The organism is Streptomyces sp. NPDC025273 (assembly GCF_040638585.1).
GTDB lineage: Bacteria > Actinomycetota > Actinomycetes > Streptomycetales > Streptomycetaceae > Streptomyces > Streptomyces cinereorectus.
Window position 1 is genome coordinate 1 of sequence record NZ_JBEZYP010000038.1, and the last position, 17137, is coordinate 17137.

General features: G+C 69.3%; 9 protein-coding genes and 1 tRNA gene. 9 read left to right on the forward strand and 1 reads right to left on the reverse strand.

What is annotated here, in order from left to right; genetic code table 11:
- Positions 1 to 232: 232 nt before the first annotated feature.
- A tRNA-Thr gene (locus AB0F38_RS31260) sits at positions 233 to 305 on the forward strand.
- Between the two features lie 58 nt (positions 306 to 363).
- Here the strand turns inward: AB0F38_RS31260 and AB0F38_RS31265 are convergent.
- Complete coding sequence (locus AB0F38_RS31265) at positions 364 to 2991, reverse strand: SpoIIE family protein phosphatase (RefSeq protein WP_361900767.1); 2628 nt, start codon at positions 2989 to 2991, stop codon at positions 364 to 366.
- Between the two features lie 400 nt (positions 2992 to 3391).
- Between AB0F38_RS31265 and AB0F38_RS31270 the strand changes: the two genes are divergently transcribed.
- The 8 genes from AB0F38_RS31270 to AB0F38_RS31305 all read left to right on the forward strand — a co-directional run bounded on the left by AB0F38_RS31270 (position 3392) and on the right by AB0F38_RS31305 (position 17053).
- Positions 3392 to 8824 (forward strand): HAMP domain-containing protein, encoded by a 5433-nt coding sequence (locus AB0F38_RS31270; protein ID WP_361900769.1) that lies wholly within the window; start codon positions 3392 to 3394, stop codon positions 8822 to 8824.
- Between the two features lie 242 nt (positions 8825 to 9066).
- A complete protein-coding gene (locus AB0F38_RS31275) occupies positions 9067 to 9747 on the forward strand; it encodes a response regulator (protein WP_361900771.1) in 681 nt (226 codons plus the stop codon).
- A gap of 109 nt (positions 9748 to 9856) precedes the next feature.
- Positions 9857 to 12634 (forward strand): DNA translocase FtsK, encoded by a 2778-nt coding sequence (locus AB0F38_RS31280; RefSeq protein WP_361900773.1) that lies wholly within the window; start codon positions 9857 to 9859, stop codon positions 12632 to 12634.
- A 213-nt stretch (positions 12635 to 12847) separates the two neighbouring features.
- Complete coding sequence (locus tag AB0F38_RS31285) at positions 12848 to 13648, forward strand: helix-turn-helix domain-containing protein (protein WP_361900775.1); 801 nt, start codon at positions 12848 to 12850, stop codon at positions 13646 to 13648.
- A 157-nt stretch (positions 13649 to 13805) separates the two neighbouring features.
- Positions 13806 to 15284 carry a 30S ribosomal protein S12 methylthiotransferase RimO gene (gene rimO, locus AB0F38_RS31290; protein WP_361900777.1) on the forward strand — a complete coding sequence of 493 codons (1479 nt, stop codon included), beginning with the start codon at positions 13806 to 13808 and terminating at the stop codon, positions 15282 to 15284.
- Complete coding sequence (gene pgsA / locus AB0F38_RS31295) at positions 15281 to 16051, forward strand: CDP-diacylglycerol--glycerol-3-phosphate 3-phosphatidyltransferase (protein WP_361900779.1); 771 nt, start codon at positions 15281 to 15283, stop codon at positions 16049 to 16051. The genes rimO and pgsA overlap by 4 nt, the downstream gene beginning before the upstream one ends.
- Positions 16051 to 16560, forward strand: a complete 510-nt coding sequence (locus AB0F38_RS31300; RefSeq protein WP_361900782.1) for a nicotinamide-nucleotide amidohydrolase family protein — start codon at positions 16051 to 16053, stop codon at positions 16558 to 16560. Before pgsA ends, AB0F38_RS31300 begins: the two co-directional genes overlap by 1 nt.
- A gap of 109 nt (positions 16561 to 16669) precedes the next feature.
- Positions 16670 to 17053: a helix-turn-helix transcriptional regulator gene (locus AB0F38_RS31305; RefSeq protein ID WP_361900780.1), complete on the forward strand. Its 384-nt coding sequence runs from the start codon at positions 16670 to 16672 to the stop codon at positions 17051 to 17053.
- Positions 17054 to 17137 lie beyond the last annotated feature (84 nt).

Below are 17137 nucleotides of genomic sequence, written 5' to 3' on the forward strand. Positions count from 1 at the left end.
TGCAGGGGGGACCCTGTGGGAGAGTAGGACGCCGCCGAACAATTTTTCCGGGGAAGCCCCGTGCCTTTGTGGCACGGGGCTTTTCTGCGTTCACGACCCGCCCCCCGGCATACCTCCCGCGTCCCAGAGCGGGAGCGATGTGCCGGCGACACTGCGGCAGATTCGCCGGACGGATGGTTTTGAGCACCACCCGATCCAGGGTATGCTTTAGCTCGTTGCCGCAGGGCAACAGGCCCCAATAGCTCAGTCGGTAGAGCGTCTCCATGGTAAGGAGAAGGTCTGCGGTTCGATTCCGCATTGGGGCTCCGCAAGAAGAAAGGCCCCCGTCGTCGACGGGGGCCTTTCTCGTGTCCCGGCCGGTGTCTAGAAGTTCTGCGGCTCCGGGACGCGCATCGCCAGGATGGCCATGTCGTCCGAGGCGGGCTCCGCTGCGAAGCGCTCGACCGCCCGCAGAATACGTCCCGCCACCGCGCCGGCCGTCAGGCCCGTGCACATGGCGAGGACGTCGGCCAGGCCGTCGTCACCCAGCATGCGGGCCCCCTCACGCCGTTCGGTGACTCCGTCCGTGACACAGAGGAGGACGTCACCCGGGTCGAGGGTGACCTCCTGCTCGTACAGCTCCAGGTCCTCGATGACGCCGAGCAGCGGCTGCGGCTCCGCCGCCGCCTCCACGGTCCCGTCCTGGCGCAGGCGCAGCGGAAGCGGATGACCCGCGCAGACCACCTTCAGGAGGGCACTGCCGTCCTCCTGGGGCCACAACTCCCCGTAGAGCAGCGTCAGGAAGCGGCTTCGGGCACCCTCGTCGAGGATGGCGGCGTTCAGCCGCTCCAGCACCGCGGGGCCGCCGAAACCCTCCCGGGCCAGCAGACGCAGGGCGTGCCGGGCCAGGCCCGTGACCGCTGCGGCCTCCGGTCCCGTACCGCAGACGTCGCCGATGGCGAAGCCGTAGGCACCGTCGCGGATGGGGAACACGTCGTAGAAGTCGCCGCCCACCTCGTTGCCCTCGCCCGCCGCACGGTAGATGACCTCGATCTCGACGTTCGGCACATCGGGCAGGCCGGGCGGGAGCAGGCTGCGCTGGAGGGACTGGCTGATGGCCATGCGCTCCGAATACAGGCGAGCGTTGTCCAGGGCCAGAGCGGCCCTTCGGGACAGGTCCTCGGCCAGTTCCAGGATCTCCTGGCGGAAGTGGTCGTCGGACGGCTTCCCGAGCGTCAGCATGCCGATCACGCGGTTCCTCGCGACGAGCGGCAGAACCACCGTCTCGCCTCCCACCGCGGCAGCGGTCGCCAGCGTCGTGCGCGTCGCCGCCCCCATGCTCAGGGGCGCGTCCCTGCCGAGCGTGCGCGTCGACGCCCGCAGGGCGGCCTGATGGCCGGCAGCGGCAGGGGCCGGCCAGACACGGGCCCCCGGCGTCGGGACCGGGTCCGGCGGGTCGATGGAGGACAGCAGGGCCTTGAGGCCGTCGATCCGCTCCTCGTCCTCGTGCAGCACGTACGAGAGGTACGGCTCCGAGGACTGGTCGGCGATCGTGTACACGGCACACCAGGTGGCCAGCGTGGGCACGGTCATCTGCGCCATCAGCGCCAGGGTCTGGTCCCGGTCCAGGGTGCCCGCCAGCAGATCCGACGCCTCCACCAGGAAGGACAGCGAACCGCGGCGCAGCCGCTCCAGCTCACCGAGCCTGGCCGACTCGACGGCCAGCGCGATGCGGTCGGCCGCGAACTGGAGCCGAAGTGCCTCCTCGTTGGAATACCGCCCGGCCGCCTCGGCGGCGACCCCCAACGAGCCGGTGAGCCGGCCCTCGACCTTGAGGGGGACCGTGACGACGGAGCGCATCCCCGTGTCGCCGAGCAGCGGCACGGCACCCGGGTCGGCGGTCAGGTCCTCGTGGACCGCGGGCATGCGGGCGGAGCCGTAGCGGCCCGCTCCGGTCTCGACCGGAACCCGGGCGAAACGCTGGCGGGCCGAGGGCAGACCGGTCGTCGCCCGTACCTCCAGCTCCGTCTCGTCATCCGTGGCGAGCAACAGGAAAGCGGAGTCGGCGTCGAGCATGTCGCGCGCCCGTTCGACCGTGCGCTGCAACAGCCCGTCGAGGTCGTCCGGGGCGGGAGAGCCGATGAACACCTCGAAAGGATCCGTGGTGCGGCTCTCTGCCGAGGAGTCGGAGACGGGGGCGCGTACCGGGGTCTGCAGCACCGCGCGCTCGTCATCCCGTACGAGGAGACAGACCGTCGACGGCTCGCCCCCGGTGTCGCGGACTCTGAGGTGCGACGCGTACACCGCGATGACCCGGCCGTCGGCGCCGCGGATGCCGTAGCTCCCCTCCCACCGGGAGAGCTGAAGGGCGTCGGCGATGCCGGTGTTCGTGCCGGGGGTGTGCGGCCAGGCCGCGATATCCGTGAGCTGCTTGCCTGTGACCTGCTCGGCCGCGTAGCCGAACAGGAAGGCCGCGTCCTCGTTCCACGCGGTGATGGAGCCCGAGCGGTCGATCTGGACGACGGCCACCCGTACCCGCTCGTCGGTGACCGGGAGAAGCGCCGTGGGCAGCACGGGTCCCGCGGAACGGATCCCCACGGGGCGGTCCGGCAGATCGAGCTGGAACCAGACATGCTTGTGGGTGGGGGAGTACTCCACACCCCAGCGCGCGGCGAGAGCCGCGCAGAGCAGCAGGCCGCGACCCCCCTCCCGGTCAGGGCTTCCGAAGTCCAGACCGGAGCTCTGGAGCGGGATCTCGCGTTCCGGATAGTGGTCGGCGACCTCGACGCGCACGCCGTGCTCGGTGCGCAGGCACAGCACATCGGCGGCCGTGCCCGCGTGCACGACCGCATTGGTCACGAGTTCGCTGGTCAGGACGACGGCGTCGTCCACGACATCGGTGTATCCCCACCCCTGGAGGGTGTCGCGGACGAAGGCGCGGGCGGTCGCGACCGAGCGTCCGACCGGATCGAAGGTGGCAGCCGCGCGCGCGGTGATCACAGCACTCCCCATTGGTGTCTCGTCGCTTCCCCGAGTCCTGTGCCCGTTTCTCGCCGCTTCGATTCGCCTGCCAGGCTAGACGCTCGCCGGGTGAACCGGGTACACGAGGGCGGACTTGTGCACACAGGCCACCCGGTGGTGGTGCGCGGGCGCACAACTGTGTGATCCGCGGTGGAGGAAATGAGGCAACCAGGGGACCGTGCGCCCCATCCGGTTTCCGCCTGGTACGTTTCAACGATTTGACGTCCGCATGGTCACCCGTCGACGGTGTGCTGTGGCGGTGAGCCAAAGTGGAAGTGGGCAAGCTTCCTATAACGGCCCGAGCGATACGGTCAACCCCTGCGGGAGGGACACGGTGGAGTCTGGCGTGGCGGCGCGGGGTTCAGGAACGCGCACAAGAGGCGGACAGCCCGTGAAGAAACAGCGCAATGGGACCATCGACGTGGACGCGGCAGCCCTGAACAGGCTGCTGGCGGCTCTCGTGGCGATGCGTGACGGCAATTTCCGCAGGCGGCTGACCGTCTCGGGCGACGGCGTGCTCACGGAGATCGCCGCGGTCTTCAACGAGGTGGCCGACCGCAATCTGCATCTGACGGGCGAGCTCGCCCGGGTACGCCGCGTGGTCGGGCGGGAAGGAAAGCTCACGGAGCGCCTGGAGACCGGCGCCTGCGAGGGATCCTGGGCAGCCGCGATCGATGCCTCCAACGAGCTCGTAGACGATCTGGCGCGCCCCGTGTCCGAGGTCGGCCGGGTGCTCTCCGCGGTCGCCGACGGTGATCTCGAGCAGCGCATGGAGCTGCGGTCGCACACGGCGGACGAGACGGTGCGGCCGCTGCGCGGCGAGTTCCTGAGGGTCGCCCGCACGGTCAACAACCTGGTCGACCAGCTCTCCGCGTTCACCGAGCAGGTGACCCGGGTCGCGGTCGAGGTGGGCACCGAGGGCAAGCTGGGCGGGCAGGCCCAGGTGCGTGGCATGTCCGGGTCGTGGAAAGACCTCACGGACTCCGTGAACACCATGGCGTACCGGCTTACGGCGCAGGTCCGCGACATCGCCCTGGTGACGACGGCGGTCGCCAAGGGGGACCTGTCGCGGAAGGTCACCGTCCATGTGGCCGGCGAGATGCTCCAGCTGAAGAACACCGTCAACACGATGGTCGACCAGCTGTCCTCGTTCTCCTCCGAGGTGACCCGGGTCGCCCGCGAGGTGGGTACGGAGGGCGAGCTCGGCGGACAGGCCACGGTGCCCGGAGTGGCCGGGGTCTGGAAGGACCTCACCGACTCCGTCAACACGATGGCCGGGAACCTCACCTCCCAGGTGCGCGGCATCGCCGAGGTGACGACGGCGGTCGCCAACGGCGACCTGTCCCAGAAGGTCACGGTGAGCGCGCGCGGCGAGGTCGCTCAACTCGCCGAGACGATCAACCAGATGACCGAGACGCTGCGCACCTTCGCGGACGAAGTGACACGTGTGGCCAGCGAGGTCGGTGGCGAGGGACTGCTCGGCGGGCAGGCCCAGGTGCCCGGCGCGGCCGGCACCTGGAAGGACCTCACCGATTCGGTGAACACGGTCTTCCGGAACCTCACCACGCAGGTGCGGGACATCGCCCAGGTGACCACGGCGGTGGCCAGCGGTGACATGACGCAGAAGGTCACCGTCGACGTGGCCGGGGAGATGCTGGAGCTGAAGAACACCGTCAACACGATGGTGGACCAGCTCCAGGCCTTCGGTTCGGAGGTGACCCGCGTCGCGCGCGAGGTCGGGGTCGAGGGCCGGCTGGGCGGGCAGGCGGAGGTGCCCGGTGCGGCGGGGACCTGGAAGGACCTCACCGACTCGGTGAACACCGCGTTCCGGAACCTGACGGGCCAGGTCCGCGACATCGCCCAGGTGACCACGGCGGTCGCCAACGGCGATCTGTCCCAGAAGGTCACGGTGGACGTGGCCGGGGAGATGCTGGAGCTGAAGAACACCGTCAACACGATGGTGGCCCAGCTGTCGAACTTCGCCGACCAGGTGACGCGCATGGCGCGCGACGTGGGCACGGAGGGCCGCCTCGGCGGGCAGGCGCGCGTAGACGGCGTCTCCGGTACGTGGAAGGAGCTCACCGACTCCGTCAACTTCATGGCGGGGAACCTGACCTCCCAGGTGCGTCAGATCGCCCAGGTGACCACGGCGGTGGCGCGGGGTGACCTGTCGCAGAAGATCGACGTGGACGCCCGGGGCGAGATCCTGGAGCTGAAGAACACCATCAACACGATGGTCGACCAGCTCTCCGCGTTCGCCGACCAGGTGACCCGGGTGGCCCGCGAGGTGGGGACGGACGGGCGGCTCGGCGGCCAGGCACAGGTCCCCGGTGTGGCCGGTGTGTGGCGGGACCTGACCGACTCGGTGAACGGCATGGCGGGGAACCTCACCGCCCAGGTCCGCAACATCGCGCAGGTCGCCACGGCGGTGGCGCGGGGCGACCTGTCGCAGAAGATCGACGTGGACGCCCGGGGCGAGATCCTGGAGCTGAAGAACACCCTCAACACGATGGTCGACCAGCTGTCGAACTTCGCGGAGCAGGTGACCAGGGTCGCCCGCGAGGTGGGCACGGAAGGCATTCTGGGCGGCCAGGCGGAGGTGCAGGGTGTCTCAGGGACATGGAAGGACCTGACCCAGTCCGTCAACGGCATGGCGAACAACCTGACCCTCCAGGTGCGCAACATCGCCGAGGTGACCACCGCGGTCGCCAAGGGCGATCTCTCCAAGAAGATCACCGTCGACGCCAAGGGCGAGATCCTCGAACTGGTGACGACGGTCAACACGATGGTCGACCAGCTGCTCAACTTCGCCGACGAGGTCACGAGGGTGGCGCGCGAGGTGGGTACCGAGGGGATCCTCGGGGGCCAGGCCCGGGTGCGCGGTGCGACGGGCATCTGGAAGGACCTCAGCGACAACGTCAACCTGATGGCCAACAACCTGACCAGCCAGGTGCGCAACATCTCCCGGGTCTCGTCCGCGGTCGCCAACGGCGATCTGACCAAGAAGGTCACCGTGGAGGCCCGCGGCGAGGTGGCCGAGCTGGCCGACACCGTCAACACGATGGTGACGACCCTGTCCTCGTTCGCCGACGAGGTCACCCGGGTGGCGCGCGAGGTGGGCACCGAGGGAGAACTGGGCGGCCAGGCGCGGGTTCCCGGAGTCTCCGGCACCTGGAAGGACCTCACCGAGTCGGTGAACTCGATGGCGTCCAACCTGACCGGTCAGGTGCGCCAGATCGCCACGGTCACCACCGCCATCGCCAAGGGCGATCTCACCAAGAAGATCGACATCGATGCGCGCGGCGAGATCCTGGAGCTGAAGAACACCATCAACACGATGGTGGCGCAGCTGTCGAACTTCGCCGACCAGGTGACCCGGGTGGCCCGCGAGGTGGGTACCGAGGGGCAGCTGGGCGGCCAGGCCCGGGTACGGGACGTCGACGGGACCTGGCGCGACCTCACCGAGTCGGTGAACGAGATGGCGGGGAACCTGACCCGTCAGGTGCGCGCCATCGCCGCGGTCGCCACCGCGGTGACCCGGGGCGATCTCAATCTGAAGATCGACGTCGACGCGGCCGGCGAGATCCAGGTGCTGCAGGACAACATCAACACGATGATCGCCAACCTGCGCGACACCACGCTGGCCAACAAGGAGCAGGACTGGCTCAAGGGCAACCTCGCCCGGATCTCCGGCCTGATGCAGGGCCGCCGCGACCTGGACGACGTCGCCTCGCTGATCATGAGCGAGCTGACCCCGGTCGTCTCGGCCCAGCACGGTGCGTTCTTCCTGGCCATGACCACGGGCGACACCGACGAGGTGGGTGCCGACGGCGGCAAGGACAGTTCGTACGAGCTGCGCATGCGCGGCAGTTACGGCTACTCCGCGGGCTCCATGCCGACCTCCTTCCGGCCCGGTGAGACGCTCATCGGCACGGCTGCCGAGGAGAAGCGGACCATCCAGGTGGACAACGTGCCGCCGGGGTACCTGAAGATCTCCTCCGGTCTCGGCGAGGCGCCGCCCGCGCATGTGATCGTGCTGCCGGTGCTCTTCGAGGGCAAAGTCCTCGGTGTGATCGAACTGGCCTCGTTCCAGCCGTTCACGCACATCCAGCGGGACTTCCTCAACCAGCTCGCCGAGATGATCGCGACGAGCGTCAACACCATCAGCGTCAACACCAAGACCGAGAAGCTCCTGGAGCAGTCCCAGGAGCTCACCGAGCAGCTGCGCGACCGGTCCGAGGAGCTGGAGAACCGGCAGAAGGCGCTCCAGGCCTCCAACGCCGAACTGGAGGAGAAGGCCGAGCTGCTGGCGCAGCAGAACCGCGACATCGAGGTCAAGAACACCGAGATCGAGGAGGCCCGGCAGGTCCTGGAGGAGCGCGCCGAGCAGCTCGCGGTCTCGATGCGCTACAAGTCCGAGTTCCTGGCGAACATGTCGCACGAGTTGCGCACCCCGCTCAACTCGCTGCTCATCCTGGCCAAACTGCTCGCGGACAACGCCGAGAGCAACCTCTCGCCGAAGCAGGTGGAGTTCGCCGAGACGATCCACGGGGCGGGTTCCGACCTGCTGCAGCTGATCAACGACATCCTCGACCTGTCCAAGGTCGAAGCGGGCAAGATGGACGTCAGCCCGACCCGGATCGCCCTGGTCCAGCTGGTCGACTACGTGGAGGCGACCTTCCGGCCGCTCACCGCGGAGAAGGGCCTCGACTTCTCCGTACGGGTGTCCCCGGAGCTGCCCGCCACGCTGCACACGGACGAACAGCGGCTGCTCCAGGTGCTGCGCAATCTGCTGTCCAACGCGGTGAAGTTCACCGACAGCGGCGCGGTGGAGCTGGTGATCCGGCCGGCGGGCGCCGATGTGCCGAACGCCATCAGGGAGCATCTGCTGGAGGCCGGTTCGCTGCGTGAGGCCGACGGCGACCTGATCGCCTTCTCGGTCACCGACACCGGGATCGGCATCGCGTCCAGCAAGATGCTGGTGATCTTCGAAGCGTTCAAGCAGGCGGACGGCACGACCAGTCGCAAGTACGGGGGTACGGGCCTCGGCCTCTCCATCAGCCGGGAGATCGCCAGGCTGCTGGGCGGCGAGATCCACGCTGCCAGCGAACCGGGACGCGGGTCGACGTTCACGCTGTACCTGCCGCTGCACCCGAGCGAGCTGCCGCCGCAGGGCTACCCGCAGACGGGCCCCGGTCCCGTCGAGATCCACGGCGGCTCCGCCGAGGGGGCTCAGCAGGTGGAGGCCCCGCAGCGGACCGGGACCGAGCATCCCCTGGGCGATCCGGCCAACTCCGCCGGGATCTTCCGGCGCCGCCGCAAGGCCCTGGGCGCAGCGGCACAGCGCCCGGCCCTGGCCAACGACAGGGCCGGCGAGGAGAGCACGGCGCCCAGGGAGTGGGTGCAGGGTGCGCAGGAGGAGCAGGAGCCCCGGAGGACGTTCCGCTTCCAGGGGGAGAAGGTGCTGATCGTCGACGACGACATCCGCAACGTCTTCGCGCTCACGAGCGTGCTGGAACAGCACGGCCTGTCGGTGCTGTACGCGGAGAACGGGCGCGAGGGCATCGAAGTCCTCGAGCAGCACGACGATGTGACGATCGTGCTGATGGACATCATGATGCCCGAGATGGACGGCTACGCCACGACGACGGCGATCCGCCGGATGCCCCAGTTCGCGGGACTTCCGATCGTCGCGTTGACCGCGAAGGCGATGAAGGGCGACCGGGAGAAGGCGATCGACTGCGGAGCCTCCGACTACGTGACCAAGCCGGTCGATTCCGATCATCTGCTGTCGGTCATGGAGAAGTGGATGCGCGGAGAGTGACCGGGCGGGGAGCGTCCGCCAGGCATCGTCGACCGTCTGTGCCCGAAAGGGTGTGAGTGCGCGGAATCCGGGGAACCTTCTGGTCTCCCGCCCCGTTTCCGCTTCGTGCGCAGTGACATCGCGGTGACAGGGTGTGGTGACAGGCGGGGGGCGGCTACCATGACCGGCACAAGGACGGACGGCGAAAGGGAGTCGTCCCCTGGGGCGCACCCGGTGCGATTCCGGGGCGAGGAGGGCGGGCCATGATGCAGAAGGCCAAGATCCTCCTGGTCGATGACCGGCCGGAGAATCTGCTGGCGCTGGAGGCGATCCTCTCTGCGCTCGATCAGACACTGGTACGGGCATCGTCAGGGGAGGAAGCGCTCAAAGCGCTGCTCACGGACGACTTCGCGGTCATTCTGCTGGACGTTCAGATGCCCGGTATGGACGGGTTCGAGACGGCCGCGCACATCAAGCGGCGGGAGCGGACCCGGGACATCCCGATCATCTTCCTCACCGCGATCAACCACGGTCCGCACCACACCTTCCGGGGCTATGCGGCAGGTGCGGTGGACTACATCTCGAAGCCCTTCGACCCCTGGGTGCTGCGGGCCAAGGTCTCGGTCTTCGTCGAGCTGTACATGAAGAACTGTCAGTTGCGCGAACAGGCGGCGCTGCTACGGCTCCAGCTCGAAGGCGGCACGCACCCCGGGGTGGACGAGAAGGAGCCGGCGAGTCTGCTCGCGGAGCTCTCGGCGCGGCTCGCCGCGGTCGAGGAGCAGGCGGAGGCACTCTCCAAGCAGCTGGACGACGAATCGGCGGACGCGGCGGCCGTGGCGACCGCCGCCCACCTCGAACGCAAGCTCACCGGGCTGCGCCGCGCGCTCGACGCGCTGGAGCCCGGTACCGGCGGTTCCGCGACCGTGCTGCCCTCGCGGAACTGATCCCCGGCGGTTGAGGCCGCGTCAGTCCGGCGCCCGGGCAAGGCGACACGGACGGGTGAAGGCGTAGGCACACGTGTCCACCGCTGTCGACACCGGTAACCTCAGTCACATGGCCTCACGTACGTCCGGCAAGGGTTCCCAGGGCACGGCGGGCACCGCGAAGCGCGCCGGCCGTACTCCGGGACCGGCGAAGAAAGCCGCGCCCGCCAGGAAGACCGCGGCGAAGAAGACCGTGCCCTCGAAGAAGGCACCCGCCAGGAAGGCGGCGGCCAAGAGGCCCGTGCCCAGACCCGCGCCGTCCCCCACCGGGGGCGTCTACCGCCTCGTCCGTGCCCTCTGGCTGGGGACGGCACACGGTGTCGGTGCGGTGTTCCGTTCCATAGGGCGGGGCGCGAAGGGTCTCGACCCGGCACACCGCAAGGACGGCCTCGCGCTGCTGCTTCTCGGCCTCGGGCTGATCGTGGCGGCGGGCACCTGGTCCCACCTGCGGGGGCCCGTCGGCGATCTCGTCGAGATGCTCGTCACCGGGGCGTTCGGCCGGCTCGACCTGCTCGTGCCGATACTGCTGGGTGCCGTCGCCGTCCGGCTGATCCTCTATCCGGAGAAGCCCGAGGCCAACGGCCGCATCGTCATCGGCCTCTCCGCGCTCGTCATCGGGGTGCTGGGCCAGGTCCACATCGCCTGCGGATCGCCCGGCCGCGAGGACGGCACCGACGCCATGCAGGACGCCGGCGGACTGATCGGATGGGCCGCCTCGCAGCCCCTCGTGTTCATGATGGGCGAGGTGCTCGCCGTCCCGCTGCTCCTGCTGCTGACCGTCTTCGGACTCCTGGTCGTCACGGCCACCCCGGTCAACGCCATCCCCCAGCGGCTGCGGCAGCTCGGCGTGAGGCTCGGCATCGTCGAGCCGGTGCACCCGCCCGTGGAGGAGGGCGGCGACGACGAGCGCTACGACGAGCAATGGCGCGAGGCGCTGCCCGAGGCCTCACGGCGGCGGTCCGCGGCCCGCCGGTCGGAGGACGACGGCGCGTACGACGCGGACGGAGCCGAAGGTGAGGCGCTGACCAGGCGCCGCCGGCCGCGCAGGCCCTCGGCCCAGCCCGCGATGAACCGCACCATGGACGCCGTGGACGTAGCGGCGGCAGCCGCGGCAGCGCTCGACGGGGCGGTACTCAACGGCATGCCGCCCTCGCCGGTCGTCGCCGATCTGACGCAGGGCGTCTCCGCGGACCGGGTGCGGAGCGGCACGCCGGTGCCCGGAGCCAGGGCTGCCGAGAAGGCCTCTCCGGCCGGCCCGGACGCCGGAACGGCCGGGTCGGCGCCGTCCGGCGGCGTACCCGACCTGACCAAGCCCGCCCCCGCGCGCTCCCAGCCGCTGCCCGCCCGTGCCGAGCAGCTCCAGCTCTCCGGCGACATCACCTACGCCCTGCCGTCCCTCGACCTGCTGGAGCGCGGCGGCCCCGGCAAGACGCGCAGCGCCGCCAACGACGCGGTCGTCGCCTCACTGACGAACGTGTTCACGGAGTTCAAGGTGGACGCGGCCGTCACGGGTTTCACCCGCGGTCCGACGGTCACGCGGTACGAGGTGGAACTCGGCCCGGCCGTCAAGGTCGAGCGGATCACCGCCCTCGCCAAGAACATCGCCTACGCCGTGGCCAGCCCGGACGTCCGGATCATCTCCCCGATCCCGGGCAAGTCAGCGGTCGGCATCGAAATCCCCAACTCGGACCGGGAGATGGTCAACCTCGGCGACGTCCTGCGCCTCGCGGACGCGGCAGAGGACGACCACCCGATGCTGGTGGCGCTCGGCAAGAACGTCGAGGGCGGCTACGAGATGGCCAACCTGGCGAAGATGCCGCACGTCCTGGTCGCGGGTGCGACCGGCTCCGGCAAGTCCTCCTGTATCAACTGCCTGATCACCTCGGTCATGGTGCGGGCGACCCCGGAGGACGTCCGGATGGTGCTCGTCGACCCCAAGCGGGTCGAGCTCACCGCGTACGAGGGCATCCCGCACCTGATCACGCCGATCATCACCAACCCGAAGAAGGCCGCCGAGGCCCTCCAGTGGGTCGTACGCGAGATGGACCTGCGCTACGACGACCTCGCGGCGTTCGGGTACCGGCACATCGACGACTTCAACCACGCGGTGCGCAGCGGCAAGGCCAAGGCCCCGGAAGGCAGCGAGCGGGAGCTCAGCCCCTATCCGTACCTGCTGGTCATCGTCGACGAGCTCGCGGACCTGATGATGGTCGCGCCGCGCGACGTCGAGGACTCCATCGTCCGTATCACCCAGCTGGCGCGCGCCGCGGGCATCCACCTGGTGCTGGCCACGCAGCGTCCCTCGGTCGACGTCGTGACCGGTCTGATCAAGGCCAACGTGCCGTCCCGGCTGGCCTTCGCGACATCCTCGCTCGCCGACAGCCGCGTCATCCTCGACCAGCCCGGTGCCGAGAAGCTCATCGGAAAGGGTGACGGGCTGTTCCTGCCGATGGGGGCGAACAAGCCGACCCGTATGCAGGGGGCCTTCGTCACCGAGGACGAGGTCGCGGCGATCGTCCAGCACTGCAAGGATCAGATGGCCCCGGTGTTCCGCGAGGACGTGGTGGCCGGTACCAAGCAGAAGAAGGAGATCGACGAGGACATCGGTGACGATCTCGATCTGCTCTGCCAGGCGGCCGAGCTCGTCGTCTCCACCCAGTTCGGCTCGACGTCCATGCTCCAGCGCAAGCTCCGGGTCGGCTTCGCGAAGGCCGGCCGGCTCATGGACCTGATGGAATCGCGCAACATCGTCGGCCCCAGCGAGGGCTCCAAGGCGCGCGACGTCCTGGTGAAACCGGACGAACTCGACGGGGTGTTGGCAGTGATTCGTGGGGAAACCGCTTCGTAAGATTCCTGCGGGCAACCGTTTCGCCCGGCCGTACGTCAAGTTGAGGGGAGAAGCAGCGGGATGATCAGTTCCGCACTCGCTCCCCTGCCCTGCCCGAGGGGCTGCCCGGCGAACCCGATGGCGTACAAAGTCGTCCCTCCCGGTTGCCCCACCCTTTCGTACCACCCCTAGACTGAACATCCAGCAGGTGGCTCACGCTCGAAAGGCGCCCCCGTGTCCATCGGCAACTCCCCCGAAGACGACCGGCCTTCGATCGGTCGCGTGCTTCAGCAGGCTCGTATCTCCGCAGGTCTGACGGTCGAGGAAGTCAGCAGCTCCACCCGGGTGCGCATCCCCATCGTGCACGCGATCGAGACGGACGACTTCTCCCGCTGTGGCGGCGACGTGTACGCACGCGGTCACATCCGCATGCTCGCCCGCGCCGTCCGGCTCGACCCGGATCCGCTGATCGCGCAGTTCGACGCCGAACACGGCGGCCGTCCTGCGCCCACTCCCGCGGCGCCGATGTTCGAGGCGGAACGGATCCGCTCCGAACCCCGTCGGCCGAACTGGACCGCGGCCATGGTCGCGGCGATCGTCGCCGTGGTCGGCTTCGTCGGCTTCACGCTGTTCAACGGCAGTGACGACGACTCCGGCACGGCCCAGGTCGCCGAAGGCTCGGCACCCGACAAGACCACACCCGAGCCCACCACCACCAAGCCAGCCGATCCCAAGCCCGTGCCCTCCGAAAGCGCCATCGCCGCTGCCCCGCGCGACAAGGTGACGGTGAAGCTGAGCGCCACCGAGGGCAAGAGCTGGATCTCCGCCAAGGACCACAACGGACGGCTGCTCTTCGACGGGCTGCTGCTCCAGGGCGACTCCAAGACCTTCCAGGACAAGGAGCGGGTCGACCTCGTCCTCGGTGACGCCGGAGCGATCGAGCTCTTCGTCAACGGCAAGAGGGTCGACGACCGGTTCGAGCCGGGTCAGGTCGAACGGCTCTCGTACACCAAGGGCGACCCCGAGGTCGGCTGACCTCGCGTTCCAACAGCTCGTTCGGTGAGCGTCCGGCGGCCCTGCCGGGCGCTCACCGTTTTTGTTTTCCCTCCGCTGCACCGGCTGTACGGTCACTCCCTGTAGCGGTGAACCCTGCACGGCAGGAGGTGGTCCGGGACAAAGTAGTCTTGAGCCCATGCCCGAACGCCGTACCGTCGCCCTTGTCACTCTTGGCTGCGCCCGTAACGAGGTGGACTCGGAGGAGCTCGCAGGCCGCTTGGCAGCGGACGGCTGGGATCTCGTCGAGAACGCCTCCGACGCGGATGTCGCCGTCGTCAACACCTGTGGATTCGTCGAGGCCGCCAAGAAGGACTCCGTCGACGCCCTGCTCGAAGCCAATGATCTGAAGGATCACGGCAGAACCCAGGCCGTCGTGGCCGTCGGCTGCATGGCCGAGCGCTACGGCAAGGACCTCGCCGAGGCGCTGCCGGAAGCGGACGGGGTCCTCGGTTTCGACGACTACGCCGACATCTCCGACCGCCTGCAGACCATCCTCAACGGCGGCATCCACGCCTCCCACACCCCACGCGACCGGCGCAAGCTGCTCCCGATCAGCCCGGCCGAGCGGCAGGACGCCGCCGTCGCGCTGCCCGGGCACGCCCAGGAGATCGCCCCGGCCCCCGCGGACCTGCCGGACGGCGTCGCACCCGTCTCCGGGCCGCGGGCACCGCTGCGCCGCAGGCTGGGCACCAGCCCGGTCGCCTCGGTGAAGCTCGCCTCCGGCTGCGACCGCCGCTGCTCCTTCTGCGCCATCCCGTCCTTCCGGGGTTCCTTCATCTCCAGGCGCCCCTCGGATGTGCTGGGGGAGACGCGCTGGCTCGCCGAGCAGGGCGTCAAGGAGGTCATGCTGGTCTCCGAGAACAACACGTCGTACGGCAAGGACCTCGGCGACATCAGGCTCCTGGAGACCCTGCTGCCGGAGCTCGCCGACGTCGACGGAATCGAGCGGATCCGCGTCAGCTACCTCCAGCCCGCCGAGATGCGGCCCGGGCTGATCGACGTGCTCACCTCGACGCCGAAGGTCGCCCCCTACTTCGACCTCTCCTTCCAGCACTCCGCCCCCGGCGTGCTGCGGGCGATGCGCCGGTTCGGCGACACGGACCGCTTCCTGGAGCTCCTGGACACCATCAGGGGCAAGGCGCCCCAGGCCGGTGCCCGCTCGAACTTCATCGTGGGCTTCCCGGGTGAGACCGAGGCGGATCTGGCCGAACTGGAACGCTTCCTCACCGGAGCGCGCCTGGACGCCATCGGCGTCTTCGGGTACTCCGACGAGGAAGGCACCGAAGCCGTCGGCTACGAGAACAAGCTGGACGCCGACGTCATCGCGGAACGCCTCGCCCACATCTCGCAGCTGGCCGAGGAGCTCACCTCGCAGCGTGCCGAGGAGCGGGTCGGTGAGACCCTCCAGGTCCTCGTCGAGTCCGTGGAGTCCGACGAGGACGGAGAGGTCGCGGTGGGCCGCGCCGCCCACCAGGCGCCGGAAACGGACGGCCAGGTCGTCTTCACCACACGCGAAGGGCTCGTGCCGGGCCGTATGGTCGAGGCAAAGGCAGTGGGCACCGAGGGAGTGGACCTCGTGGCCGAACACCACGAGCTTGCGGAGGCAGCCAGATGACCGGAGCCCCGGCATCCGCGGCAGGCGGCTCCGGCGCGACGCCGGTACCCCGCGGCGGCAAGCTGGGCGCGGCGGCCGTCGATCAGGCCGGGCTGTGGAACATCGCCAACATCCTCACCATGGTGCGGCTGCTGCTGGTCCCGGGCTTCGTCATGCTGCTCCTGCACGACGGCGGTTACGACCCGGTGTGGCGGTCGTTCGCCTGGGCGGCCTTCGCCGTCGCGATGATCACCGACCTCTTCGACGGTCACCTCGCGCGTGCGTACAACCTGGTCACGGACTTCGGGAAGATCGCCGACCCGATCGCCGACAAGGCGATCATGGGTGCGGCACTGATCTGTCTGTCCTCGCTCGGGGATCTTCCGTGGTGGATCACCGGGGTGATCCTGTTCCGGGAACTCGGCATCACGCTCATGCGGTTCTGGGTCATCCGGCACGCGGTGATTCCGGCCAGCCGCGGCGGCAAGCTGAAGACGCTGGCCCAGGGCACGGCTGTCGGGATGTACGTCCTGGTGCTGACCGGGCCCCTGGCCACGTTGCGTTTCTGGGTGATGATCGCGGCTGTCGTGCTGACGGTCGTCACGGGCCTCGACTACGTGCGCCAGGCCGTCGTCCTGCGCCGCAGAGGGCTCGCGGCCGAGCGGGCCGCGGCCATGGAAGCGGTCACGGCGGCGGCCGGTGCCGGCTCGGGCCCGCGCGTCGCTCCCGGCGAAGGGGTCGGGAGGCCCGTCGCGGGGGCCAGGGGTACCGCGGAGGCCGAGCGATGATGTCGAGGGCGGTCGGGGTGCTGCGCCTGCTCCAGGGGCGAGGTGAGACGCTCGCCGTCGCCGAATCCCTGACGGGCGGCCTGGTGGCCGCCGAGGTGACCTCGGTGCCTGGTGCCTCACAGTCGTTCCGCGGCTCCGTCACGGCGTACGCCACGCCCCTCAAGCGGGACCTGCTGGGCGTCGAGGGGGCCCTCCTCGCCGAGCGGGGAGCCGTCGACCCGGACGTCGCGCTCGCGATGGCAGCCGGCGTACGACGGGCCCTGGGCGCGGACTGGGGGGCGTCGACCACCGGTGTCGCCGGGCCCGATGCACAGGACGGCAAGACCGTCGGGACGGTCTATGTGGCCGTTTCCGGGCCGGGCGGTGTACGGAAAGTTGCCGAGCTGAGGTTGAACGGCGGGCGGGCGGACATTCGTAAAGAGAGTGTGCGGAGCCTGCTCGAGCTGCTCTCCGGCGAACTCGGCGAAAATGCGAGGGCACAGGATACGGAACAGAACGGGGGGAATTGATGTTTGCAGCCCTGAGTGAACACGACATCGCTCCCCGCACGGCCGCAGCGCAAGGCGGTACGGTGGGGCGTGAAGGATGCGGCTACGCGGTCCGAGGAGGGAGCCACCGATGATTCTGCTCCGTCGCCTGCTTGGTGACGTGCTGCGTCGGCAGCGCCAGCGCCAAGGCCGTACTCTGCGCGAAGTCTCCTCGTCCGCCCGAGTCTCGCTCGGCTATCTCTCCGAGGTGGAGCGGGGGCAGAAGGAGGCATCCTCCGAGCTGCTCTCCGCCATTTGCGACGCGCTTGACGTACGGATGTCCGAGCTCATGCGTGAAGTGAGCGATGAACTGTCCCTGGCTGAGCTGGCCGAGTCGGCAGCAGCCAGCGACCCGGTGTCCGTGCCGGTACGCCCCATGCTCAATTCGGTCTCCGTGACGTCGGTGGCAGGCGTGCCGACGGGACGCGTGACCATCAAGGCGCCCGCGGAAGCGGTGGATGTCGTCGCTTCCTAATGCTGTTGTCAAGCGGCCGTAGTCACTGTAGGTGTGACTTGATAGCACCGTCGGTCACGGATCAGGGCCCACAGGACGTTGACG

Coding starts and splice junctions, on each gene's coding strand:
- AB0F38_RS31280 (WP_361900773.1), top strand. CDS start 9,857: ATGGCCTCACGTACGTCCGGCAAGGGTTCCCAGGGCACGGCGGGCACC.
- rimO (WP_361900777.1), top strand. CDS start 13,806: ATGCCCGAACGCCGTACCGTCGCCCTTGTCACTCTTGGCTGCGCCCGT.
- AB0F38_RS31300 (WP_361900782.1), top strand. CDS start 16,051: ATGTCGAGGGCGGTCGGGGTGCTGCGCCTGCTCCAGGGGCGAGGTGAG.
- AB0F38_RS31265 (WP_361900767.1), bottom strand. CDS start 2,991: ATGGGGAGTGCTGTGATCACCGCGCGCGCGGCTGCCACCTTCGATCCG.
- pgsA (WP_361900779.1), top strand. CDS start 15,281: ATGACCGGAGCCCCGGCATCCGCGGCAGGCGGCTCCGGCGCGACGCCG.
- AB0F38_RS31275 (WP_361900771.1), top strand. CDS start 9,067: ATGATGCAGAAGGCCAAGATCCTCCTGGTCGATGACCGGCCGGAGAAT.
- AB0F38_RS31305 (WP_361900780.1), top strand. CDS start 16,670: ATGATTCTGCTCCGTCGCCTGCTTGGTGACGTGCTGCGTCGGCAGCGC.